Source organism: Flavobacterium sp. 38-13 (genome assembly GCF_001899155.1).
In the GTDB taxonomy this organism is placed as follows: Bacteria; Bacteroidota; Bacteroidia; order Flavobacteriales; family Flavobacteriaceae; genus Flavobacterium; species Flavobacterium lindanitolerans.
On the sequence record NZ_MKVG01000012.1, the window covers coordinates 19430 to 42236 of the forward strand.

The window sequence follows — 22807 nt, forward strand, 5'->3', positions numbered from 1 at the left end:
TAAATTAAAAAGTTGTTTTTGAAATGTATTTTAGCTTTTCTAATCAGGAATAGAGCGGAATTTAAAAAACACCTTTCTCTTGTCTTCTAAGCTCATGGAGAAATCTCCCGTAATCATTTTACATGTTTTTCTATCCAAAACATACTGCCCTTTTGCCTCATTATCAACAAAACCTTTCATTCCTTTTATTTTTGAAGCTATTGAGACAACTATTTGCTTGTCGTTAATTTCCGTTATTTTATAGGTTGATACGGTTTTTATTTGGGTCAGGGATTCTTCTCTTTCTGCTTCCCATTCAGAACCCACTCCAACCGGTTCTTCAGGAAAGGGAATATAGATGTTTGAAATATCTATAATCTGTTCCGTAAGTCTTCGCCTGTCTCCGTTTTTACTCCTGAAAGGCTCCACAACTTTTCCTTTGTTATTTACAGCAACCAAAAAGACTGATTTAATACTTGCTGAAACTCCTGATGTGTGCTCCTTTCTTCCTGGGTCATTTCATTGACATCTTTATTGGAATCATAACTTTCCTTTTCTCCAAAAGCATCGGAAGACGAACTCATCCTGACAACTTTTACATCAATTACGTTCCTGTCAGACTTTATTGCTTCCGTTGTAAATCTCATTTCTACAATGCTTTGAAATTCCATAGAACCTCCTTTTACTATGGTAGCCGCATAAACTCTTTCGACTTCACCGGCCTTTAATTTAAGTTTCAGGTCAATGGTATCCTTTTTAGCACAACCAAATAAAATTGCCATTATTCCTCCAAAAAGGAGCCCGCAGATAATCCTGGATTTCATATTTATAATTTGCTGATAATTTTGATAAAAATACATCTTTTAAACTTTAAATGATTTTTCTTTGTACTATTAAATTTTATCCAAATGAACAATAAAATATACTATTTAAGCTCTTGCGATACCTGCCGAAAAATCATAAAATCACTTCCAAATACGGACAGGCTTGAATTTCATGACATCCGCCAGAATCCAATCACGGAAGCAGAACTGGAAGAAATGCACAAATTGTCCGGAAGCTATGAAGCACTATTCAGCAAAAAAGCACAACTATACAAATCACTGGACCTGAAAAATAAAAACCTGCAGGAAGCCGATTTTAAAAAATACCTTCTGGAACATTATACCTTTTTGAGCCGTCCGGTTTTTATCATCGACGGAAAAATCTATATCGGCAACAGTCAGAAGAACATCCTTGAAGTGACCAAAGCGCTTTCTTAACATGTCTACAAGAAATTGGGCCTTGCTGGGAGCCCTGATGGTTTCGATTATTTATGGCGTGACCTTTACCATTGCCAAAGACGTAATGCCGGAGTTTGTCAAACCTTTCGGATTTATCGTCTTGCGCGTTGGCGGTTCCGCATTGCTGTTCTGGCTCGTTGCGCTTTTTTTAAAGACCGAAAAAATTGCCTTGAATGATTTTCCCAGAATTATTGCTTCCGCCTTTTTTGGAGTAGCTTTTAATATGCTTACCTTTTTTGAAGGATTAAGCCTTACCTCTCCTATTATGGCCTCCGTAATTATGGTTACAACACCCATGATTGTACTGGTACTTTCGGCAATAATCATGAAAGAAAAAATTCTGAAATGGAAAGCTTTCGGGATTATATTGGGATTGGCAGGAACCTTACTGCTCATTTTATATGGAAAAAGCGTAGGCAATGCTCCCAATGCCATGTGGGGTAACTTTTTGGTTTTAGTCAATGCTGTTTCTTATGGATTTTACCTGATTATCGTCAAAAAGCTGATGGAAAAATACAGTGCTTTTTCATTTGTGAAGTGGATTTATCTTTTCGGATTTATTATGGTGTTGCCTTTTGGATGGAAACAGGTTCAGGAAATCGAATGGACTATTATTCCAACACCTGTATATGCTAAAATCCTTTTTGTGGTTGTAATATCTACATTCCTGACCTATCTGCTGAATCTCTTGTCAATGAAAGAACTCAAGCCGACTATTGTAGCCGTTTTTATCTACCTGCAGCCCTTTTTTGCAACATTATTCGCTATAGGTTTAGGAAAAGACCAATTGAGTCTGATAAAGGTAATTTCTGCCGCGATGATTTTTCTGGGAATCTATCTCGTAACCCAGAAGAAAAAAACCGTACCGGCCAACTGATTCAAATCCTTATTTATAAGAATCTAATTTCAGGCGCCTGAAAACGGACTCAATACTTTTTATTACATTTGTAGCTATTTAAATTGGAATATGATACAATCAATGACTGGTTTCGGCAAAGCAACTTTGCAATTGCCTAACAAAAAAATTACCGTTGAAATCAAATCCTTAAACAGCAAAAGTTTGGATTTGAATGTGAGGACGCCTTATGTTTATCGCGAAATGGAATTGGCACTCCGAAATCAGATTGCTCAGAAATTAGAACGAGGAAAAGTAGACTTTTCTTTATTTATAGAAATTACCGGAGAAGAAACTTCGTCCAAAATCAACGTCCCTATCGTAAAAGCCTATATCAATCAGCTTAGACAAGTGGTTGACGGTGACGATACGGAACTATTAAAAATGGCTGTCAGAATGCCCGACGCGCTCAAAACCGAACGCGAGGAATTAGACGAAAATGAATGGAAAACCATACAGGGTGTTATTGACCAGGGATTGGAAAACATTCAGGAATTCAGGACCTCGGAAGGTATTGCGCTGGAAAAAGAATTTCTTATCCGGATTGGCAACATTCTTGCGTTAATGAGAGAGACTGTAGCTTTAGATGGCGAAAGGATTGAAACGGTTAAAAACCGACTAAAAACGGCTATCGAAGAACTGAATGTCAATGTGGACGAAAATCGCTTTGAGCAGGAACTGATTTTCTATCTTGAAAAATACGATATTACGGAGGAAAAAGTACGTTTGGAAAACCACCTGAATTATTTCATGGAAACATTGGCAGGAAATGAAGCCAACGGTCGAAAACTAGGTTTTATTACCCAGGAAATAGGTAGAGAAATCAATACGATGGGTTCCAAATCCAACCATGCACAAATGCAGAAGCTTGTCGTCCAGATGAAAGACGAACTGGAAAAAATCAAAGAACAAGTCTTGAACGTTTTGTAAAAACAAACAACAACGCAACAATGAATAATGGCAAATTAATAGTATTTTCGGCTCCTTCCGGTTCTGGAAAGACTACGATAGTACGATACCTTTTAGCTCAAAAAGAACTGCACCTGGACTTCTCTATTTCTGCGACTTCACGCGAAAAAAGAGGAGAAGAAATCGACGGCAGGGATTATTATTTTCTATCTGCTGAAGAATTCCAGAAAAAAATAGAGGAAAATGCTTTTGTCGAATACGAAGAGGTCTACAAAGACAATTATTATGGTACTTTAAAAAGCGAACTGGAACGAATCTGGGCAGCTGGAAAGCATGTCATATTCGATATTGATGTAATTGGCGGACTGAATATAAAAAAGCAATACCCAAAACAAACCCTGGCCGTATTTGTAAGCCCTCCTTCTGTAGAAGAACTGGAAAGAAGACTCCGTTTCCGTCAGACTGAAACCGACGAAAAGATACAGATGCGTCTTGCCAAAGCCGAGAAAGAAATTGCCAAAGCGGAGGAATTTGACGTAATCCTGAAAAATTACGACCTGGAAATAGCAAAAAACGACGCTTATAAATTGGTTTATGATTATTTGAAAATGATTTAATAAGTGGCTAAGTTGCTAAGACTCTAAGTTTCTAAGGGCCTTAGCAACTCAGAACCTTAATAGCTTAGAGCCTTAAAAGATGAAAATCGGATTATACTTCGGAACATTTAACCCAATCCATGTAGGCCACATGATTATTGCCAACCATATGGCTGAATTTTCAGATTTGAATCAGGTATGGATGGTTGTGACTCCTCATAATCCGCATAAGAAAAAAAGTACTTTGCTGGAAGACCACCACAGGCTTCAGATGGTTTTCCTGGCAACAGAAGACTATCCAAAACTAAAACCTTCTGATATTGAATTTAAGCTGCCGCAACCAAACTATACAGTAAATACGCTGGCTTACCTTCAGGAAAAATTTCCAAAATATGAATTTTCCCTTATCATGGGCGAAGACAATCTGAACTCTTTTCATAAGTGGAAAAACTATGATGTTATCCTCCAGAATCACGATATTTATGTTTATCCCAGAATTTCTGACGAGGCTATCAGTCCGGAATTCACAGGACATCCGAAAATCCATGTCATTGATGCTCCCATAGTAGAAATTTCATCGACTAAAATCCGGGAAAGCATCAAAAACGGTAAGAATGCAAGACCTATGCTTCCTGAAAAAGTATGGGATTATATTGACCACAATCTGTTTTATAAGAAATAGCTTTAGCCACAGATTAAGAAATTAGAGTAATTTTTTCGGTGTTTAAAAATCAGTGGCATTCATTCCAATCAGTGGCAAAAAACAAAGAAGTAGATTTCAGACACAGACTATAAAGGTTAAACAATGAGTCAACTATTACGACAGCAAATCGAGAAAATCACGCCACTAACTGATGGCGAATTCGATTATATACTGTCGCATTTTACTCCTAAAAAATATAAAAAACACCAGTTTTTAGTTCAGGAAGGTGAAGATGTCCCTAATGATTTTTTTGTTTTGGAAGGCTGCCTGAAAGCCTATCATGTAAGCCAGGACGGGAAAGAACATATTCTCCAGTTTGCACTTCCGGATTGGTGGATTTGTGATTTCAATGCCTATTTCAACCAAACAAAAGCCACTCTCAACATTGACTGTATTGAAGACACGGAAGTACTCTGCCTTTCGTTATACAACCGCGAAAAACTCTGCTCAGAAATGCATAAGATTGAACATTTTTTTCGCAGAAAATCCAATGCCGGATATATTGCCCTACAGCAGAGAATCCTGTCGATGCTAAATAACAATCCGCAGGAACGTTATGAAAAATTACTGCAGCTCTATCCCAGTCTATTTCAAAAAGTCCCTAAAAAACTGATTGCTTCCTATCTTGGCGTTTCCCGGGAAACATTGAGCCGTTTTAGTTCTTAAATGTGATAATTGTCACTTCAAATTCGTGACTTTTTACCTTTTCATCCCCTAAATTTCTTCTGAATTTTGTAACTTAATTCTAAAGAACATTAGTTATGAAAAAAATAATCGCTCCGGTTTTGATGGCAGTTACAGTTTTTGCCCTTTTCTTAAATCCGGATTTGGCCAACGCACAAACTAAAAAATCAAAAAAGATGGAAAAAAAGAAAATTTTATTCGTGGTATCGAGCCATGACAAAAAAGGAAACACAGGCGAACCAACCGGTTATTATCTGGGAGAAGTTACCCATGCCTGGGAAGCATTAAAAGACCATTATACAATTGATTTTGTAAGCCCAAAAGGCGGAACACCGCCTGTTGATGGTTTTGACCTGAACGACCCTATTAATAAGCAATTTTGGGAAGATGCCGTTTATCACAACAAAATCAACAATTCAATGAAACCTTCAGAAGTAAATCCGAAAGATTATGTTGCTATTTACTATGCCGGAGGCCATGGTGCCATGTGGGATTTTCCTGAAAATGCAGAAATTGCCAAAATCGCTACGGCTATTTATGAAAACAATGGCGTGGTTGGAGCAGTCTGCCACGGACCAGCCGGATTGGTAAACATTAAATTAAGCAATGGCAAATATTTGGTTGACGGCAAAAAAGTAAACGCCTTTACCAATGAAGAAGAAATTGCAGTAAAATTAGAAAAAGTCGTTCCGTTTGCTTTAGAAACAAAACTGATAGAACGTGGTGCTAAGTTCGAAAAATCTGGATTATGGCAACCTCATGTTACGGTTGACGGAAGGCTCGTAACCGGACAAAATCCTCAATCCGCAAAAGGTGTTGGAGAAGCAGTTTTAAAAGAGTTGGAATTGTTGAAACAGTAAATTGTTAACAGACTTTTACGACAGCAAAAATTACATGTTTTGTAATTTTACATAAAATTTAAAATTATGCTGAACTTCGAATTATATAATCCTACCCAATTGGTTTTTGGGAAAGGACAAATTGCAAAAATTTCCGACCTCATCCCAAAAGAGGCAAAAGTATTGATTACTTATGGTGGCGGTAGTATCTTCAAAAATGGTGTTTATGACCAGGTACGAAAAGCACTGCACGGGTATGACATCACCGAATTTGGAGGAATTGAGCCCAATCCGCGTTATGAAACCTTGATGAAGGCCGTAGAAATCATCCGTGAAAAACAATTGGATTTTATACTGGCTGTAGGCGGCGGTTCTGTAATTGATGGAACCAAGTTTATTTCGGCTGCCGTAAAATTTGACGGAAAGCCAATGGATATTCTAAAAAAAGGAATTCGGATTCTTGACAATGCCGTTCCGTTTGGGACAGTTCTCACGCTTCCGGCTACTGCAAGCGAAATGAATTCGGGAGCGGTAATCACCATCAACGAAACTCAGGAAAAACTTTCGTTTGGTGGTCCTGCCCTATTCCCAAAATTTTCAATCTGCGACCCTGAAGTAGTTGCTTCATTGCCAAAAAGACAAATCCAAAACGGGATTATTGATGCCTACACGCACGTTCTTGAGCAATATCTTACCTATCCGCATGATGCTCTATTGCAGGACAGAATTTCAGAAGGAATTTTGCAAACCCTAATCGAAATTGGACCGGAAGTTGTAGAAAATCCAACCGACTATAAACTGGCGTCTAATTATATGTGGAGTTGTACGATGGCATTGAACGGACTAATCCAGAAAGGCGTTCCTACGGATTGGGCTACGCATATGATTGGCCATGAACTGACTGCCCTGTTTGAAATAGACCATGCCAGAACACTTGCTATTATTGGTCCAAATCTGTACCGCGTCATGTTTGAAACCAAAAAAGATAAGCTGGCACAATATGGCAAAAGAGTCTGGAATGTTGCCGATGCTACTATAGATGAAATGGCTGTTGAAGCTATTGAAAAAACTGTTGAATTTTTTCATAGAATGGGAATGCAGACCAAATTGTCTGAATACACACAGGACTACGAAAAGACAGCCGATTTCATAGCCCGACGTTTTGAAGAAAGAGGCTGGAAAGGCCTGGGAGAAAAGAAAAACATTACTCCTGAAAAAGTAAAAAATATTGTGGAACTCAGCTATTAAGAGTTCACCCGTTTTAAAGTCAAAAGGCACTCCTGAAAGTAATTTTCAAGAGTGCCTTTTTCAAAACACCAAAAACAAATCTTAACTAACTTAATAATACGAAGGCGTATTATTTTGCAACGTATATTGTAATCTAACCAACTCAATATCAATAACGGCAACAATGGTTCCGCATTGCATTGATAATCATAATTTTAAGTTAAAATTATCGCTGTGTCCGTTTTATCGAGTAGGTTTCTGACAAAAAAGAGAATAGAGGGGCGAAATTAATTTCCGATTACCACTTATTTGAGTATTTTTGGCAAACAAACGAACCGAAATGAATGAACATCCAAAATTTGCCGTAATTGGCGGCGGAAGCTGGGCGACAGCAATTGCAAAAATGCTTTGCGTTAATCTCGAAGAGATTGCGTGGTATATGAGGAATGAAAGTGCGATTGAACATATCAAAAAGTTCAAACACAATCCGAATTACCTCAGTTCTGTTGAATTTGACACCAAAAAACTAAAACTTACCAGTAATATAAACGAAGCAGTAAAATATGCCGATTATATTATTTTCGCTATTCCTTCAGCTTTTTTAAGTGGCGAATTGGAGCATCTTACAGAAAACCTGGATGGAAAAATTATTTTTTCTGCCATTAAAGGTATTGTTCCGGAAACCAGCCTTATTGTTGGAGAGCATTTCCATGAAAAATACAATATTCCTTATGACAATATTGGGGTTATAACCGGTCCATGTCACGCTGAAGAAGTTGCCATGGAACGCCTTTCCTATCTAACTATTGCTTGTGGCGATTCGCAAAAGGCCAAAATTATGGCCCATAACCTCAGCGGCAATTATATCAAAGCCAAAATTTCTGACGACATTATTGGTACAGAATATGCCGCCATGCTAAAAAACATTTATGCGATTGCAGCCGGAATGGCTCACGGCCTGGGTTATGGCGATAATTTTCAGGCACTATTGATGAGTAACGCAATACGCGAAATGAAAAAATTCATCCGAAAAGTTCATAAAATGAAACGAAACATCAATGATTCTGCCTATCTGGGCGATTTATTGGTTACCGGATATTCCATATTTTCCAGAAACAGAATGTTTGGAAACATGATTGGAAAAGGCTATACCGTAAAATCTGCCATGATGGAAATGAGTATGGTTGCCGAAGGTTATTATGCCACAAACAGTGCCTACAAGCTAAATGAAGGGTTACGCGCCAAAACTCCAATCATTGATGCCGTTTATGGCATCTTATATGAAGGAAAAGAACCTAAAAAAGTATTTAGAAAACTAACTGAAAAACTTAACTAATTCCTGACATGCAAAACAACGGCGTCGACCATCTAGTCAATCATCCCGGAATCCTGACCGCATTTTCTGTTGTTATCATCATTATGCTGCTTCTTGATTTAGGAGTGTTCAACAAAAAAAGCCATGTCGTTTCAAACAAGGAAGCGGCTATCTGGTCAATTGTATGGATTTCGTTAGCTATGGGCTTTAGCGGCGTGATTTATTATTTGATGGGAATAGAGCAGTTCACGCAGTTCCAATCGGCTTACTGGATTGAAAAAGCGCTTTCTGTCGATAACCTTTTTGTTTTCATTCTGGTTTTTGGTTTTTTTAATGTTCCGAAACATTTGCACCATAAAGTCCTGTTTTGGGGAATTATCGGGGCTTTGATTTTCAGGGCGATTTTTATTTTCTCCGGCGTAGAGCTTATCAATATGACCTATCTCCCTGAAATGAATATTTTTGGAAAGCTGGTCAGCATTAATGTTGTCTTATCGGTCTTTGGGTTTTTCCTTGTTTTCGCAGGATTCAAATCGTGGTTTTCAAAAGAAGACAATGACGAAAACAAAGATTTTACAAAAAGCCCGGGAGCCAAATTGGTACACCGATTCTTCAAAGTTTCTGAAAATTATGATGGCGATAAATTTTTTACGGTAGAAAACGGAGTCAAAATGGCAACACCATTATTAGTTGTTGTAGCTGTTATCGAATTTACTGACCTGATTTTTGCGGTCGATTCTATTCCTGCAATTTTTGCCATAGCACCAAACGATCCGTTTATCCTTTATACTTCAAATATTTTTGCCATCTTAGGACTTAGGGCTTTATATTTCCTGTTGGCAAATTTTATGTATATGTTCAGCCGACTAAAGTACGGACTGGCAATTATCCTGGCTTTTATAGGCGTAAAAATGCTTATACAGCCTTTTTACCATATCTCATCACCAACTTCACTGACTGTAGTAGGAAGCGTACTGATTTTGTCTGTAATGGCTTCTTTGGCTTTTCCTGTAAAAGAAGAAAAATAGTCTATTTGTGAAAATAAAGTGAAAGTTCTCGGCTTGTGTTATTATTTTTCGTAATTATGATAAATAATAACCATACAACCTTATGTTAGAACAACTTTTAAACTCGGGAAAATTCTCCGAAGTTTTAGACCATGTTGCCAATGGCGAAAAACTTCCAAAAACACTAAACGAATACAGTAAGTCAGGCATTTTTGACAGACTATTTCAGCAAAAACAATTTGAAATTATCCGCCTCTTTTTAAAAAATGGTGTTATTGAAACTGACGTCTATGAATTTGACAGTTTTGATAAAAGCATTTTCCAAAGCGTCGTGAGGGGCCTGCAGACAGATGATGAATCTCTTAATTTTTTCAGGGAATTTATTTCAAAATTTGACAATATAAACGATGAAGTGGGTGCCAAAACTCTCCTTGGCTACTTTTTCGAGAAAGGCGCCAGTCTCGAAAGTATTAAAATACTTGTAGAAACGGGATGTAATGTAAACTTCAAGAACAATGCCGAAGAAAATTTCCTGCATCAGATTATAAAAACCAATCTGATGAAACCCGAACTTTCCCTTTCGTATCTTGAATTTCTGATACAGGAAGGTTTGGATGTCAATGCTCAGAACATTGTGCAGAAAACACCTTTGATTACAGCCATAGAATTCAACAGAAACGAATATCTTGAGCTTCTTCTGCAAAATGGAGCCAATCCTAATCATGCCGATAAAAATGGAAATACGGCCTTTTTCTATGCCGTAGCCCATAAACTAGATGTCAGGTTGTACGATTTACTTCGAAATTACGACATGCCTCAATTTGACCTGCTCAACAGCGACCAGGTAACGCTTTTGTTTGAATACATGCGAATGATGTATGATACTTCAGAAAAAAGTCTGGAATTGTTACGAAAGCTCATTGATGATGGAGCAGATATATACCAAACCAGCATTTATTATGGCCGGGACACAATGCCAGCCGACCTCATCGCTGAAAAAAAACCGGAAGTACTTCAAACTATTATAGAAACCGGAGCCATCGACATCAATCGTCAGGACAATAGCGGAAATACAATATTGCATAAAGTTTGTGCCTACAATGTGAATTATGATGCTGAAAAAGCAAAGGAAATGTACCGAAAAGTAAAGCTTTTACTTGAAAACGATGCCGATGTCACAATCACAAACGACAAAGACCAGACGGCCCTGAATCTCGCGTCTGATGATAACCTGAAAATAAAAACCGTTGACCTGCTGATGAAGCAATCCTAATCCGAAACGAACCATGTCAATGTCATTTATAATCGCTTGCGAAAGCGGAAAAAGAAAAATAGCAGAACTTTTATTAGCCAACAAAGAAGTTGATGTAACCTATACTGATGAAAAAGGTAGAACTGCATTGCATTATGCTGCCCATCATGGTTATCTTGACCTTGTACAGATACTCATTAGCGAAGGAGCCGCTATTGATTATGAAGACCACGCCGGCGAAACGCCTTTCTATTTTGCCTGTTTGCAAAAACAAAAGCAGACGGCATTATTCTTATTGGAAAAAGGCGCCAAAACAGACGTCAAAGATTTCAAAGGAAACAGTCTTTTGCATCTTACAGCCCAAACCGGACAAATTGAGGTTTTAGAAAAACTGCTTGAACAGGGCGTAAATGCTGATATAGAAAATAATGAAGCCGAAACCCCGCTTCTTATAGCAGCCAGTTGGAGAAATGCAGCGATTGTCAAAAAATTATTAGAAAACGGAGCCGATGTCAATACGACCAACAAACAGGGCAATTCACCTTTGCTGTTTGCCGTCAAATCAAAAAACCAGCCCATGGTCGAACTGCTTTTGGAAAATGGCGCTGCTATTAACCATATCAATCATGCCGGCGAAAGCGCTTTGCTTTTGGCCTGCTATGACAGCAACCGCATGCTGACGAAACTCTTAACGGAAAAAGGAGCCGACATTTTTGTTTCTTCCCAAAACGGATTGTCACCAATATGGTATGCCTGTTCCAACAACCAAAAAGAAATTGTCGAGCTTTTTATAAATAATGGTGTCGATGTTAATTATTCCAAACCGGTGACCGGAAACGAAACGTCCATGTATTCTTATCTGGATTGGGTGGAAACGGCCGACAGTCTTAGTATTTCGAGTAGTTTTTCATTAGATACATCTTATGGTTATGGTGGCGAAAGCTTGCTGCATGTTGCCGCAAAAAGCGGCCATGTGAGTATGGTCAAATTGCTTTTGGATAAGGATGCCAATATCAACATACAGGATGAAAGTGGCAATACGGCTTTGCATTATGCGGCAGCTAACGGTAAAAAAGATATGGTAAAACTGCTTTTGGAAAAAGAAGCAGATGCTTCTGTAGTAAATGCAAAAGAACAGAAAGCAATTGACTATTCCAACATCAAGGGATTTAATGAAATTACGGAACTGTTGCTAAAATACAGTCCGTCAAACACTGCTAATCCAAATAGTACGAAAACAGAACCCGCACCAGCTTCCGCTCCTGTTGATATGGCTTCAAAAAAGCAAGCCTTATTAGACTTGAAAGAGCTTTTGGATGCCGGAATTTTATCGCAGGAAGAATTTGATGTTGAAAAGGCTAAGATTTTGAAAGGCTGATTTATCTGACGATAACTCCGTTTACGAACAAAATAGGCACTTCTTCTGTAGCGCGCTCGTTGATGGTATTTGTACGGAAAATGAATTTCTTATCATACAGGGTGTTTCCTATAAAATAAGTAACCATGAATTCGTTGTTAAGAGCCAAAACGCTCTTTTCAACCATTTCTACTTTTACTACAGAAACTGCAGGAACCTGCGTAAAGGCATGGCGTAAAAGTGATGTTTTTTTCATTTCGCCATCAATGGTTCCGAAGGCCTTTGATACAACCATGACACTATCCAAATCAAAATCACTGTCATTGACTAAATAGACATACCATACCTTTTCCATAAAGTCGTCGTTCCATTCCTGGACGGCGGCTAGGAAAACGTTTTCTACTTTTGGGATAACGATATCTTTTTTCATAGTGGATAGTTGGTAGTTGATAGTCGAAAGTCGAAAGTCGAAAGTGGAAAATGGAAAGTGAATAGTGGAAAGTAATTAGTCTTTTTTTAGACAATTACTTTCCAACTTTCGACTTTATGAACTTTATGACTTTATGACTTTATGACTTTATGAACTTTACGACTTAAATAGAAGCTTTAAATTGCTCCAGGAATCGTACGTCGTTTTCATAGAACATCCTGATGTCGCCAATTTGGTGCAGCAGCATTGCTATTCTTTCAACGCCCATTCCAAAGGCGAAACCTGTAAATTCATCTGCATTGATACCACAGTTTTTCAGCACATTAGGGTCAACCATTCCGCAACCACCAATTTCAAGCCAACCGGTTCCTTTGGTAATCCTGTAGTCGGTTTCGGTTTTTAATCCCCAGTAGATGTCAATCTCCGCACTTGGTTCCGTAAACGGGAAATAAGACGGACGCAAACGGATTTTTGATTTCCCGAACATTTCTTTTGTAAAATATAAAAGCGTCTGTTTCAGGTCGGCAAACGAAACATCTTTATCGATGTACAAACCTTCCACCTGGTGGAAAATACAGTGCGAACGCGAAGAAACGGCTTCATTTCTGAAAACACGTCCCGGAGAAATCGTTCGGATTGGCGGTTTGTTTTCTTCCATATAACGCACCTGAACTGATGATGTATGTGTTCTCAACAAAATATCCGGGTTAGTCTGGATAAAAAAAGTATCCTGCATGTCTCTTGCCGGATGATATTCCGGAAGATTCAATGCTGTGAAGTTATGCCAGTCGTCTTCAATTTCCGGACCTTCAGAAACGTTGAAACCAATGTTAGAAAAAATATCTACAATCTGATTTTTAACCAAAGAAATAGGATGGCGCGAACCTATCTTTACAGGTTCTGCCGGACGCGTCAAATCGCCATAGATGCCTATGGTTTCTTCCTTGCTTTCAAACAGTTCCTGAATGGATTTTAGCTTATCTTCAGCCGTAGTTTTCAATTGATTGATTACCTGCCCGAATTCTTTTTTCTGTTCGTTAGGAACATTTTTGAACTCGGCAAAAAAATCTTTTATAAGGCCTTTGCTCCCAAGAAATTTTATTCTGAAAGCTTCCAGTTCCTCTTTATTTTGGGTTTGAAACGCTTCTACTTCGCCAATATATTCTTTAATCTTGTCTATCATCTTCTTTTAGTAAAGGTGCAAATTTAATATTTTTTCCCTGAAAAAAGCCCGTTCTGAACGAACGTTTCGCAATCTCTAATCGATAAATTCTCTTTCCAGAAAATAATTCACAATGGCTTCTTTCATTAGTACGGATTGCTCACCTGCCTTCAATGGCGGCAGTTCTTCTTTTATCTTATAATGTGGCCATCCTTCATTGTCAAAATAATCAAATTCATAGAATCCGTAAGGCTCCAGCAGGCGGCATATGGCAATATGCATCAGGTTTACCTTTTCATCTTTTTTAAATTTATTATGAACCTTTCCCAGTTCCTGTACTCCGATAAGGTAAATGATGGAGTCCAAATCGAGCTCATCATCGCCTTCGGCAAATTGGTGGGATAAAAGACTGACGACTTTTTCCCAGCGTTGTTTTAATTGTATATCTCTAGACATTTGAATCTTAGTTTTTTAAGTTACGAACAGAAATCTTCCATTCATAAATTGTGAATTTAATCTGCAAAGATACATTGTTGATTTTTGTTTTTCTATGCAAAGTCATCTATCTTGGCTGCTTATTATTTTTTGATGGGATTTTTAGATATTATTTTAGGCATTTTCTTAGCCTATGGTTTAATCAGAGGGCTTTGGAATGGGCTTTTTGTAGAGTTTGCTTCTTTGGTTTCGCTGCTTTTAGGAATTTATATTGCGATAAAGTTTTCTTTCATTACGGCTGAATTTTTAGCAGATGTATTTTCCTGGAATCCAAAAACCATTGCCATCTGGGCATTTGTACTGACTTTTATTGGTGTAGTTATCGGTATTTCGTTACTGGCAAAATTCTTTACTTCCATTGCCAATTTTGCAAGTTTGGGACTGCTAAATAAAATTGCCGGAGGAGTTTTTGGTGTCCTGAAAATGTGCCTGATTCTGAGTTTTGTGTTGGCACTGTTCCAAAAAATCAATTCCAACAATACGTTTGCCGAAAAGGAAACCCTTGATGACTCGCTGTTTTATAACCCGATTCTGAAAATTTCAGAGTTTGTTTACCCTGTTTTTGAGGAATGGTTTGAGGAGTTGAAGAAGTAGTATTTAGATGGCAGATGCCAGATTTTAGGCGGCAGACTCAAATCATAAATCTTAAACTCTCCAAATCCTGTATACTGACTAAATAAGATGGTAGATTCTAAACAGCAGACTGAAACCTGCTACCTGCCTCCTGATATCTACTACCTATAAACTACTTTATCTCTTTCAAAACATCCTTATTCACCCAGCCTTCTTTTTCATCAGCCAATTGAATTTTCCTCCAATTATCCAACGTTTCAATAATCTGGACTTTTGTGCCTTCATGAAGTACAAAGGCATTATCTGCATTTTCTTTCGGTTCATTTTTAACACCTACCGTATCTGCAAAAATTATGGCAGGCTTATCGTTTTCATAGCTTGTCTTTTCTGCTATGGCAGAAGCAACACTCACAATTAATGCAATTAATGCAACGAATAATGCCACAAAGAAAACGCGTTTGAGCCAGGTTGCCACCGAAAAATAATATCCTATGAAAAACAACAGAAACAGGATTGAAAAGCCAATAGCAATTTTGGCCCAGCCGTCATAGGTATAGGAAGACGTAAAATCATGAATAATTTTTCCAAAACCAACCTGCTGCACAGGCTTGATATCGTCAATTGTCATGTTTTGGGCAAATTGCAGGTTGTTTCTGGCATCACTATAACCAGGATTAAGCAACAGAGCCTTTTCGTAATAATAAATCGCAGGAGCGGTTTTATTGAGCTTGTAATAAGCATTTCCCAGATTAAAATACAATTCCGCTGAGTGCTGTTTTGTTTTCAGTACATTTTCATAGGCTTTGACAGCTTCTTCAAATTTGTCCTGACGGTAGAACTTGTTTCCGGCCTCAAAATTGTCCTGTGCCCAGAAAACCTGGGTAAAAAGCAACAGTATGTAGACTATGTTTTTCATTTTTGTTCAATTTTCAATTCTGTAATGAATTATCAATTGTTAGATTTGTTTTTCCAGTTCGGAAATTACGGTTACGGCCTTATCAAAATCCTGTTGGATGGCTACACTGGAGTAAGGTGCATATCTTGCAAACTCACAGTTCTCCGTAAGGTTTATAAAATCATCTATCGTTTCCGGCCTTGCATTTCTGTCCAAAAGAATTTCACGAATCTTGTCTTTGCTCATTTCTGAAGTCTCGATATGCAATTTGGCTTTCAGGAAATTGTGCAATGCTTTTTCAAGGGCAATATAAAACGGCTCTTTATTATTGATTTGTTTTTTAGCTTCCGAAAGGTATTTTTTAGCCAGCCTGTTAGACATCTTTCTCTTATTTCCAACAACATCACTATCAATTGCTTCTTTTTTCTTCTTAGCCAAAATAATTATAGGGATAAAGAGGAAAGGCAGGAATAGCAACGTATAAAACAACCCTGAACCGAAGAAATCCTCTTTATGGGTAGAATGCAATTGCGTTTTCAGCGCAATAAACCGGAACTGATTCGTACTTTTTACTGCCTGTTTGTTTGTTGTAGCTCCCGGAGTGGCAGCTACAGAAGAATCCGATGAAGTCGGCCCATCCAAAACCTTAATAACAATATCATTTGAAGTTATTGTTTTGTATGTTTTTGTAGACAGGTCGAAATACGAGAATCTTAATCCTTTAATGGTATAATTGCCCTGATATTGCGGAATAATGGTGTATTTATCCGCAATTTTTCCCTGCATTCCGGAAAGTGGTGTTGTAACCTGCTCACTATGTACCGGGTCATACATTTCCAAAGCACTTGGCACAATTGGTTTTGGCAAGGTAAACAGTTTCAGGTTCCCGTTACCGGAAACACTGATATCCAAATCCAATGATTCACCATGTCTTAACTCCGTTTTGGAAGGCTTGACAACAAAATTGAATTTTCCTACGGCGCCGGTAAAATCCTGTGGTTTTCCTGCTTCAGGCAAAGCTTTTACATTGATAACCTTACTTCCGGCAGAAACCGTTTTATTGCCAGTAACAAACTGGACTCTTCCAAAAATATCTCTTCTGTTGGTAGGCTGGTCAACCACAATGTCCAAAGAAAGCGGTTCTATGGTTAGTTTACCCGATTTTTGAGGATATAGCACCGTTTTTCTAAGCACCACATAACGGTAGTCTTCACCATTATATTTTCCGTTTTCGACTACAAGATTTTTGATATCGATATTCTGGCTCCAGAAATCGTTGAATTTTGGACTATCGATTTCTTTCCAGTTCCTAACGCTGACATTATTGCTCACATACAGTTTGTAGACCACTGTAATTGGCTGGTTTAGATACGGGTTTGTATTCGATATTTCAGCAATAAGATGGATTCCTCCGCTTGGCACATAGTCCGGACTGCTAGGGTCCTTAGACTCATCAATAGGCGCCGTTACGTTTATTTTAATGGGTGCCGTTTTATAGGTCTGCCCTTTAATTTCTATTGTTGCCTGCTTGATGGTGAGTGTTCCTCTTTGTTGCGGAAGCAGTATGTAAATATAGGATTTATTAAAAGTTGCCCTACCATTAATCCAGGTCTGGCTCACTTGCTGGCTTGGACCACCAACCACACGGAAACCTTCAAAAGAAGGCGGCGTAAAGTTATCGCCGTCTTCATTCATGATGAAATCAATACGGAGCCTTTCGTTAAGTCCGAGTGTCTGTTTACTGACTTTTGCCTCAAATTGTACCTGGGCAGAAAGACCCTGGAAACAGATTAAAATTAGTGCTGCTATATATTTTCTCATCGCAATCAACATCTTACCAGTCTTTTTCTGTTTGAACCGGCTTGCCTTTTACTTTTTTGGCATTGACCTTTTCCTGAATTTTCTTTTCTTCATTGTTTACTGCATCGAGCAGGTTTTCAATTCGCTGCTTTGACGGACTGTTACCCGGTTGTGGTTTAGGCTGGCCTTTCTGGTCAGAATCCTTATCGTTCTTTCCTTCACCATTTTTGCCGTCCTGCTTGTCTTTTTTATCCTCTCCTTTATCTTTATTCTCTTTCTTATCGTCACCCTTGTCTCCTTCTTTTTTGTCGTCTTTCTCGTTTTTCTTATCCTTATCTTTTTCTTTCTTGTCTTTGTCTTTCTTCTTATCGTCTTTAGGCGGCTCCGGATTGTTTTTCAGATATTCTTTAGCTAAGGCATAATTGTAACGGGTCTGTTCATCAGCCGGATTGTTTCTCAGTGCATTTTTATAGGCTTCAACAGCATCTGAATATTTTTTTTCTGTCATAAAAATGTTTCCCAAATTATGAAAAGCTTTGTGCTTTTCGGCTTTGGTCTTGGCATTTTCTATTGTATTGACATAAGCCAATTTTGCTTCACTTGGCTGTTTTTGCTTATAAATCGTATTTCCTAAATTATAAGATGCTATTGCCTTGGTTGGCGATTTGGATAATGAAATTCTGTATTCGGCTTCAGCATCGACATAGTTTTTTTCTTTAAACTCTTTATTTCCTCTTGGCAGATTCTTGTCTTTATCTTTTTCCTGTGCGATTGCTGCAAAGGAAAAAAGTAGAAGCGTATATATCAATAGCTGTCTCATATTATTCCTTTTCATTAAATAAGTTCATCTTTTTCACCCAGTTTGTCTTTTTCTCTAAAAAGAAGATATCAATAAAAAACAAAAAGAATGCTATTCCTAAAAGCCACTGAAACTGCGATTGGTAATTGGCAAACTGCTTGGTTTCGAATTCGCTTTTTTCAATATTTTCCAAGGCGTGTTTCACATAATCGACCACTTCTTTTGTATTGTTTCCGTTCACATAACCTCCTTTGGTAATTTTGGCAATTTCTTTCAAAGTAGTCTCATTCAGCTTGGTGACTACAACTTCTCCATTTTGGTCGCGTTGGAAGCTTTCTACCACACCATTTCTTTTTAACGGTATGGGTCCGCCTTTTTCGGTACCTACTCCAATAGTTATGATTTTTAATCCGTTTTTATTGGCTTCTTCTGTTGCTTCTTCAATTCCTTCGGAATGGTCTTCCCCATCAGAAATCATGATAACCAGCTTACTCACCTTACTGTCCTGGCTGAAAAAACTAGACGACAGGTGAATAGCTTCATCAAGCGAAGTACCTTGTGATGACACCATTCCCGGATTCATGCTTTGCAGGAACATTTTGGCCACACTGTAATCTGTCGTAATTGGCAATACCGGAAAAGCACTGCCCGCATAGGCTACAATTCCGATTCTGTCACTCCCCAACTGATTGATAATCTGCGAAACAATCTGCTTGGTTTTTTCCAGACGGTTTGGTGCTACATCTTCTGCCAGCATTGATTTTGAAACGTCAATAGCAAAAACAATATCAATACCTTCTCTTTTTACGGTTTCGACCTTGGTTCCCAATTTAGGATTAACCAGACCTAAAATGAGGCAGGCCAACGCCAAAAGAAAGACCGTAATTTTCAGGGTTGATTTGAAAACCGATTTTTCCGGAGTTAGTTTTTTCACCAATTTCAGGTCACCAAATTCTTTCTGTTTTTTTCTTTTCCAATAAAGATTGAAAAGGAAAATCAGTACCAGAATTGGTATGACTATCAGGAGATATAAATATTTTTTTTCGTCTAATTCGTCGTACATAATTTCTTAAATAAAGCTTCTAAAAACCGTATTTTTCAATAAAACTTCTAACAATAAAAGTATGCCTGCTGCTATAGCAAAAGGTCTGAACCTTTCATCGTAATTATAGAATTTCTGTTCTTCAATTTCTGTGGTTTCCAGCTTATTGATTTCATCATAGATAGCTTTCAGGCTCTGGTTATTTTTTGCTCTGAAATATTTCCCATCGGTATTTCTTGCAATTTCTTTCATCAACTGCTCATCAATTTCCACCTGCATCATTCGGTAAACAAAATCTCCATTTGGAGCTATGGCATAAGGAGATTCTGCCATTCCGGTAGTTCCTATACCAATCGTATATACTTTTATGCCGTATTCTTTTGCTATTTCGGAAGCCATTCTCGGATCGATAAACCCGGAATTGTTGACTCCGTCCGTAAGCAATATGATTACTTTACTTTTTGCCTTGCTGTCTTTCAATCGGTTTACGGCTGTTGCCAATCCCATACCAATTCCTGTTCCGTCCTGCAAAAGGTTATCATACTTTACACTGTTCAAAGCATCCAATACGACTGCCTTGTCACTGGTTACCGGCGTTTTGGTATAGCTTTCTGCTGCATAGACAACCAGACCTATTCTGTCGTTTGGACGGGCTTCTACGAATTCCGAAGCCACCCTTTTCAAAGCTTCCAAACGGTTTGGCTTCAAATCGCGCGTTAACATACTTCCCGAAACGTCAATAGACATTACAATATCAATTCCGTTGGTTATGTTGGTCTTATTACTAATATCTACGGTTTGCGGTCTTGCCATGGCAACTATAAGAAAACCTAAGGCAAGAATCCTGAAAACAAATAATAGCGGTTTCAATTTTGACCAAATTGATGGTTTCGCCTTGAATCCTTTTAGCGAGCTTACCTTTAGTGATGCCTGTTTCTTTCCTTTCCATATTTGCCATGCAATAGCAATAGGAATGAGGACAAACAGCCAGAAAAACTCAGGATTTAAAAAGGTAACATTTTTCATCTTAGTTTACTTTTTTAAGTTCGACCGAGTTTACTATCCTATCTGAAATTTTGGAACCGTATTCGTCATTATCACGATAGGTAATAATAATTTCCTGAAGGCCTCCTTCTTGTCCGAATACCATAATTTCATATCCAATTTTGATTCCTTTATCACTGTCTTCTTTAAAAACGACCATAGTTCCGTAGGCTTTTATTCCGGAAATACCTTCTTTGGTATCGAACTGGTCCTGCTTTACAAAAACATCTTTTGCTTTGTATTGTTTTTCAAACGACTTGATTTCCTTTTCAACTACTTTTTCCAGCGGTCGGCTCAAAGTATCCTTAAATGATGTAGTAGAAATATTCACCATCACCTCATCAAAAACAGTCCCATAAGCAAATGCCTGGCTTTCTTTTATGCCCATGTCTTTATTACCGCCCGGAAGTTTTGTTCTTTTCAATACTTTCGGTGTTTCAATGGTCACAGCCGGATTTCCGTAATCACTCTTAATCCATTCGCCTTCATATAGTTCTTTTGTAGGGTTGCCTAAAATAGCATCCAATCCTCTGGTCGTAATAAAATAGGTTAACGTTCCTACTACCAAAAATGCTCCTATAAATGTGGCAATTGCAATTTTGCGTTTGCGTTTTTTCTTTAGCAGCAGTTCTTTTTTCTGCGCATCGAGTAATAACAGTTCTTCGTCTTCTTCCTCAACTTCAGGTATAGCCTTGTGCAGTGTAAAAATTGTCTTTTCTATTTTTGCACGGTCTTCCGCTATTTCGAAATCAAGCGGTTTTGATTTGGCAAATTTCACCAAATCTGCCTGACGCAGAACACGCTCCAGATTGTCAACGGTTTCCTGTGAAATTTTCATCTTTTTACGGACAGCGGCATTTCTCAAACCTGTAATAACTTCGGAAGTGGTGCTTTCCATTGCCGGAACCTGAATTTCTTCTTCAATATAGGTTCTGGTAATATCTGTCAATTCTGAATAATAGTTCTTGACTTCTCCTTTTTGCCAAAGTCCTTTCTGTTCCAGATTTTTAAGAAGTGTTACTGCCTTTTCTATTGGTGTTGCATATACAACCTCTTCCGGCTTTTCTTTCTTTTTATATTTTTTGGAAAAGTAATAAATCAGGTATCCGATTCCGCCCAAAAGCAAGAGTCCCAGAAGGTATTTCCACCAATTACCCATAGATTCCTTAACTTCTGCTATTCCTTTAATGTCGTACATTTTTTGTTTCAATGTATCGACCTTGACTCCGGCAACGTTAACAAAAATTGAATCTGTTGAGTAGGGTTTGTCGTTAATGAGCACTTTAAGGCTCGGTATCATGTATTTTCCGGAATCAAACTGGGTAAGTCCATATCTTTTTGTAAGCAGATAGCGGTCTTTTTGTTTCACGGTATCTGTTGGATAGGATTCCAGAACTTCTAACTGTCCGAAATTAGTGCTTTCCGGAAATACCACATTTGACAATGTGTCTACTGAAGTTTTTAACGTAAGATTGATTTGTGCCCCTATTTTTATTTTGGTCGAATCAACGGCTGTAGTTACCCGTTTCTGCTGCCCAAAGGCAAAGGTTCCGATGAATAAAAAAAATAGTATGTAAAGCGTGTTGTTCTTCATTTTAGTTCCTAATCTTAATCATGAAAGGGGGAAAAAAGATTATCCTCTCGATTTAAAATAGCCCAATAGTTTCGTCACGTAGCTTTCATCTACTCTGGTATTTACCGTTCCCGAACCACATCTGCTAAACGTTTCTTTAAAAAATTTCATTTTTTCCTGATAGTATTTTTCATATTCCAGACGTACCGCTTTTGAGCCCGTGTTGACCAACATAGTTTCGCCTGTTTCAGCATCCAGCATATTGACCATTCCTATGTTTGGCATTTTTTCTTCCCTTACATCATAGACACGAATACCGGTAAGGTCGTGTTTTTTTCCTGCAATTTTTAGCGTATGCTCATAATTATCGTCTGTCATAAAATCAGAAATCACAAAAACGATGGCTTTCTTTTTCATGACTCCGGACAAAAACCGCAATGCCTGAGAAAGATTCGTCTTATGGCTTTTAGGCTTGAACTCTATCAGTTCCCGGATAATTCTCAATACGTGTGACCTTCCTTTTTTAGGCGGAATATACAGTTCTATTTCATCCGAAAATAAAATCAAACCAATTTTGTCATTATTCTGTGTTGCTGAAAAGGCCATTGTTGCCGCAATTTCAGTAACGATATCTTTCTTGAAGCCATTTTGTGTTCCAAAGCTTTCCGAACCGCTGACGTCTACCATAAGCATCATGGTCAGCTCGCGTTCTTCTTCAAAAACTTTAATGTAAGGTTCATTGTATCTTGCTGTAACATTCCAGTCAATCGCACGCACATCGTCTCCAAACTGATACTGGCGGACTTCACTAAAAGTCATCCCGCGTCCTTTGAACGATGTGTGATATTCACCCGAAAAAATATGATCGCTCAATCTTCGGGTCTTGATTTCTATCTTCCGTACTTTCTTGAGTAATTCCTTTGTATCCATTTTTTTTAGTTGATAGTG

25 protein-coding genes are annotated in these 22807 nt (G+C 38.1%); 13 read left to right on the forward strand and 12 right to left on the reverse strand.

Going from position 1 to position 22807, the window contains the following annotated elements:
* Nucleotides 1–39: 39 nt before the first annotated feature.
* Together BGO88_RS06775 and BGO88_RS06780 are read right to left on the reverse strand one after the other, a co-directional pair.
* Entirely contained in the window at nt 40–438 is a 399-nt protein-coding gene (locus tag BGO88_RS06775; protein ID WP_286706390.1) for a DUF6263 family protein, read from the reverse strand.
* Nucleotides 426–803, reverse strand: a complete 378-nt coding sequence (locus BGO88_RS06780) for a hypothetical protein (RefSeq protein WP_286706391.1) — start codon at nt 801–803, stop codon at nt 426–428. The genes BGO88_RS06775 and BGO88_RS06780 overlap by 13 nt, the downstream gene beginning before the upstream one ends.
* 84 nt (nt 804–887) lie before the next feature.
* On the opposite strand from BGO88_RS06780, the gene BGO88_RS06785 reads away from it, so the two are divergent.
* The 12 genes from BGO88_RS06785 to BGO88_RS06840 all read left to right on the forward strand — a co-directional run bounded on the left by BGO88_RS06785 (nt 888) and on the right by BGO88_RS06840 (nt 12067).
* Nucleotides 888–1241 (forward strand): arsenate reductase family protein, encoded by a 354-nt coding sequence (locus BGO88_RS06785; RefSeq protein ID WP_056066819.1) that lies wholly within the window; start codon nt 888–890, stop codon nt 1239–1241.
* 1 nt (nt 1242) lies between these two features.
* The gene (locus BGO88_RS06790; protein WP_286706392.1) at nt 1243–2139 is read left to right on the forward strand and encodes a DMT family transporter; all 897 of its coding nucleotides are present in this window, start codon (nt 1243–1245) and stop codon (nt 2137–2139) included.
* 90 nt (nt 2140–2229) lie between these two features.
* Complete coding sequence (locus BGO88_RS06795; protein ID WP_286706393.1) at nt 2230–3087, forward strand: YicC/YloC family endoribonuclease; 858 nt, start codon at nt 2230–2232, stop codon at nt 3085–3087.
* A gap of 20 nt (nt 3088–3107) precedes the next feature.
* Nucleotides 3108–3683 carry a guanylate kinase gene (gene gmk, locus BGO88_RS06800; protein WP_056066828.1) on the forward strand — a complete coding sequence of 192 codons (576 nt, stop codon included), beginning with the start codon at nt 3108–3110 and terminating at the stop codon, nt 3681–3683.
* Nucleotides 3684–3762: 79 nt separating this feature from the next.
* Nucleotides 3763–4344: a nicotinate (nicotinamide) nucleotide adenylyltransferase gene (gene nadD, locus BGO88_RS06805; protein WP_056066832.1), complete on the forward strand. Its 582-nt coding sequence runs from the start codon at nt 3763–3765 to the stop codon at nt 4342–4344.
* Nucleotides 4345–4467: 123 nt separating this feature from the next.
* Nucleotides 4468–5031: a Crp/Fnr family transcriptional regulator gene (locus BGO88_RS06810; RefSeq protein ID WP_056066834.1), complete on the forward strand. Its 564-nt coding sequence runs from the start codon at nt 4468–4470 to the stop codon at nt 5029–5031.
* Between the two features lie 95 nt (nt 5032–5126).
* Nucleotides 5127–5909 carry a type 1 glutamine amidotransferase domain-containing protein gene (locus BGO88_RS06815; RefSeq protein WP_286706394.1) on the forward strand — a complete coding sequence of 261 codons (783 nt, stop codon included), beginning with the start codon at nt 5127–5129 and terminating at the stop codon, nt 5907–5909.
* Between the two features lie 66 nt (nt 5910–5975).
* Nucleotides 5976–7136 (forward strand): iron-containing alcohol dehydrogenase, encoded by a 1161-nt coding sequence (locus BGO88_RS06820; protein WP_101471066.1) that lies wholly within the window; start codon nt 5976–5978, stop codon nt 7134–7136.
* Between the two features lie 319 nt (nt 7137–7455).
* Nucleotides 7456–8451, forward strand: coding sequence for an NAD(P)H-dependent glycerol-3-phosphate dehydrogenase (locus BGO88_RS06825; RefSeq protein ID WP_286706395.1), 996 nt, complete (start codon nt 7456–7458; stop codon nt 8449–8451).
* Nucleotides 8452–8459: 8 nt separating this feature from the next.
* Nucleotides 8460–9458: a TerC/Alx family metal homeostasis membrane protein gene (locus BGO88_RS06830; RefSeq protein WP_056066861.1), complete on the forward strand. Its 999-nt coding sequence runs from the start codon at nt 8460–8462 to the stop codon at nt 9456–9458.
* Between the two features lie 82 nt (nt 9459–9540).
* Complete coding sequence (locus BGO88_RS06835) at nt 9541–10710, forward strand: ankyrin repeat domain-containing protein (protein WP_286706396.1); 1170 nt, start codon at nt 9541–9543, stop codon at nt 10708–10710.
* Between the two features lie 19 nt (nt 10711–10729).
* Nucleotides 10730–12067, forward strand: coding sequence for an ankyrin repeat domain-containing protein (locus tag BGO88_RS06840; RefSeq protein ID WP_245867674.1), 1338 nt, complete (start codon nt 10730–10732; stop codon nt 12065–12067).
* A 1-nt stretch (nt 12068) separates the two neighbouring features.
* Here BGO88_RS06840 and BGO88_RS06845 read toward each other — a convergent pair whose 3' ends face one another.
* The 3 genes from BGO88_RS06845 to BGO88_RS06855 all read right to left on the reverse strand — a co-directional run bounded on the left by BGO88_RS06845 (nt 12069) and on the right by BGO88_RS06855 (nt 14094).
* Nucleotides 12069–12476, reverse strand: a complete 408-nt coding sequence (locus tag BGO88_RS06845) for a hypothetical protein (RefSeq protein WP_056066866.1) — start codon at nt 12474–12476, stop codon at nt 12069–12071.
* A gap of 163 nt (nt 12477–12639) precedes the next feature.
* Nucleotides 12640–13659: a phenylalanine--tRNA ligase subunit alpha gene (pheS, locus tag BGO88_RS06850; protein ID WP_056066869.1), complete on the reverse strand. Its 1020-nt coding sequence runs from the start codon at nt 13657–13659 to the stop codon at nt 12640–12642.
* A 75-nt stretch (nt 13660–13734) separates the two neighbouring features.
* Nucleotides 13735–14094, reverse strand: a complete 360-nt coding sequence (locus BGO88_RS06855) for a hypothetical protein (protein WP_101471060.1) — start codon at nt 14092–14094, stop codon at nt 13735–13737.
* A 132-nt stretch (nt 14095–14226) separates the two neighbouring features.
* Here BGO88_RS06855 and BGO88_RS06860 point away from each other — a divergent pair, with 132 nt between their 5' ends.
* Nucleotides 14227–14727 carry a CvpA family protein gene (locus tag BGO88_RS06860; RefSeq protein WP_286706397.1) on the forward strand — a complete coding sequence of 167 codons (501 nt, stop codon included), beginning with the start codon at nt 14227–14229 and terminating at the stop codon, nt 14725–14727.
* Between the two features lie 151 nt (nt 14728–14878).
* Here BGO88_RS06860 and BGO88_RS06865 read toward each other — a convergent pair whose 3' ends face one another.
* Genes BGO88_RS06865 through BGO88_RS06895 form a run of 7 tightly spaced genes read right to left on the reverse strand, consistent with a single transcriptional unit; the run spans nt 14879 to nt 22789 of the window.
* Nucleotides 14879–15622 carry an SH3 domain-containing protein gene (locus BGO88_RS06865; protein WP_286706398.1) on the reverse strand — a complete coding sequence of 248 codons (744 nt, stop codon included), beginning with the start codon at nt 15620–15622 and terminating at the stop codon, nt 14879–14881.
* A gap of 39 nt (nt 15623–15661) precedes the next feature.
* Nucleotides 15662–17422 carry a BatD family protein gene (locus BGO88_RS06870; RefSeq protein ID WP_286706399.1) on the reverse strand — a complete coding sequence of 587 codons (1761 nt, stop codon included), beginning with the start codon at nt 17420–17422 and terminating at the stop codon, nt 15662–15664.
* Nucleotides 17423–17435: 13 nt separating this feature from the next.
* Nucleotides 17436–18221 (reverse strand): tetratricopeptide repeat protein, encoded by a 786-nt coding sequence (locus BGO88_RS06875; protein WP_101471058.1) that lies wholly within the window; start codon nt 18219–18221, stop codon nt 17436–17438.
* Nucleotide 18222: 1 nt separating this feature from the next.
* Complete coding sequence (locus BGO88_RS06880; RefSeq protein WP_056066881.1) at nt 18223–19263, reverse strand: vWA domain-containing protein; 1041 nt, start codon at nt 19261–19263, stop codon at nt 18223–18225.
* Between the two features lie 6 nt (nt 19264–19269).
* Entirely contained in the window at nt 19270–20268 is a 999-nt protein-coding gene (locus tag BGO88_RS06885; protein ID WP_056066883.1) for a vWA domain-containing protein, read from the reverse strand.
* Nucleotide 20269: 1 nt separating this feature from the next.
* The gene (locus BGO88_RS06890; RefSeq protein WP_286706400.1) at nt 20270–21880 is read right to left on the reverse strand and encodes a BatD family protein; all 1611 of its coding nucleotides are present in this window, start codon (nt 21878–21880) and stop codon (nt 20270–20272) included.
* A 39-nt stretch (nt 21881–21919) separates the two neighbouring features.
* Entirely contained in the window at nt 21920–22789 is an 870-nt protein-coding gene (locus tag BGO88_RS06895; RefSeq protein WP_286706401.1) for a DUF58 domain-containing protein, read from the reverse strand.
* Nucleotides 22790–22807 lie beyond the last annotated feature (18 nt).

What these genes read in the sequence shown, in the direction of transcription:
- BGO88_RS06795 (WP_286706393.1), top strand. Translation starts at nt 2,230, where the DNA reads ATGATACAATCAATGACTGGTTTCGGCAAAGCAACTTTGCAATTGCCT.
- BGO88_RS06785 (WP_056066819.1), top strand. Translation starts at nt 888, where the DNA reads ATGAACAATAAAATATACTATTTAAGCTCTTGCGATACCTGCCGAAAA.
- BGO88_RS06810 (WP_056066834.1), top strand. Translation starts at nt 4,468, where the DNA reads ATGAGTCAACTATTACGACAGCAAATCGAGAAAATCACGCCACTAACT.
- BGO88_RS06815 (WP_286706394.1), top strand. Translation starts at nt 5,127, where the DNA reads ATGAAAAAAATAATCGCTCCGGTTTTGATGGCAGTTACAGTTTTTGCC.
- BGO88_RS06830 (WP_056066861.1), top strand. Translation starts at nt 8,460, where the DNA reads ATGCAAAACAACGGCGTCGACCATCTAGTCAATCATCCCGGAATCCTG.
- BGO88_RS06885 (WP_056066883.1), bottom strand. Translation starts at nt 20,268, where the DNA reads ATGAAAAATGTTACCTTTTTAAATCCTGAGTTTTTCTGGCTGTTTGTC.
- BGO88_RS06825 (WP_286706395.1), top strand. Translation starts at nt 7,456, where the DNA reads ATGAATGAACATCCAAAATTTGCCGTAATTGGCGGCGGAAGCTGGGCG.
- BGO88_RS06780 (WP_286706391.1), bottom strand. Translation starts at nt 803, where the DNA reads ATGAAATCCAGGATTATCTGCGGGCTCCTTTTTGGAGGAATAATGGCA.
- nadD (WP_056066832.1), top strand. Translation starts at nt 3,763, where the DNA reads ATGAAAATCGGATTATACTTCGGAACATTTAACCCAATCCATGTAGGC.
- gmk (WP_056066828.1), top strand. Translation starts at nt 3,108, where the DNA reads ATGAATAATGGCAAATTAATAGTATTTTCGGCTCCTTCCGGTTCTGGA.
- BGO88_RS06870 (WP_286706399.1), bottom strand. Translation starts at nt 17,422, where the DNA reads ATGAGAAAATATATAGCAGCACTAATTTTAATCTGTTTCCAGGGTCTT.
- pheS (WP_056066869.1), bottom strand. Translation starts at nt 13,659, where the DNA reads ATGATAGACAAGATTAAAGAATATATTGGCGAAGTAGAAGCGTTTCAA.
- BGO88_RS06835 (WP_286706396.1), top strand. Translation starts at nt 9,541, where the DNA reads ATGTTAGAACAACTTTTAAACTCGGGAAAATTCTCCGAAGTTTTAGAC.
- BGO88_RS06860 (WP_286706397.1), top strand. Translation starts at nt 14,227, where the DNA reads ATGGGATTTTTAGATATTATTTTAGGCATTTTCTTAGCCTATGGTTTA.
- BGO88_RS06890 (WP_286706400.1), bottom strand. Translation starts at nt 21,880, where the DNA reads ATGAAGAACAACACGCTTTACATACTATTTTTTTTATTCATCGGAACC.
- BGO88_RS06895 (WP_286706401.1), bottom strand. Translation starts at nt 22,789, where the DNA reads ATGGATACAAAGGAATTACTCAAGAAAGTACGGAAGATAGAAATCAAG.
- BGO88_RS06875 (WP_101471058.1), bottom strand. Translation starts at nt 18,221, where the DNA reads ATGAGACAGCTATTGATATATACGCTTCTACTTTTTTCCTTTGCAGCA.
- BGO88_RS06840 (WP_245867674.1), top strand. Translation starts at nt 10,730, where the DNA reads ATGTCATTTATAATCGCTTGCGAAAGCGGAAAAAGAAAAATAGCAGAA.
- BGO88_RS06845 (WP_056066866.1), bottom strand. Translation starts at nt 12,476, where the DNA reads ATGAAAAAAGATATCGTTATCCCAAAAGTAGAAAACGTTTTCCTAGCC.
- BGO88_RS06820 (WP_101471066.1), top strand. Translation starts at nt 5,976, where the DNA reads ATGCTGAACTTCGAATTATATAATCCTACCCAATTGGTTTTTGGGAAA.
- BGO88_RS06855 (WP_101471060.1), bottom strand. Translation starts at nt 14,094, where the DNA reads ATGTCTAGAGATATACAATTAAAACAACGCTGGGAAAAAGTCGTCAGT.
- BGO88_RS06865 (WP_286706398.1), bottom strand. Translation starts at nt 15,622, where the DNA reads ATGAAAAACATAGTCTACATACTGTTGCTTTTTACCCAGGTTTTCTGG.
- BGO88_RS06880 (WP_056066881.1), bottom strand. Translation starts at nt 19,263, where the DNA reads ATGTACGACGAATTAGACGAAAAAAAATATTTATATCTCCTGATAGTC.
- BGO88_RS06790 (WP_286706392.1), top strand. Translation starts at nt 1,243, where the DNA reads ATGTCTACAAGAAATTGGGCCTTGCTGGGAGCCCTGATGGTTTCGATT.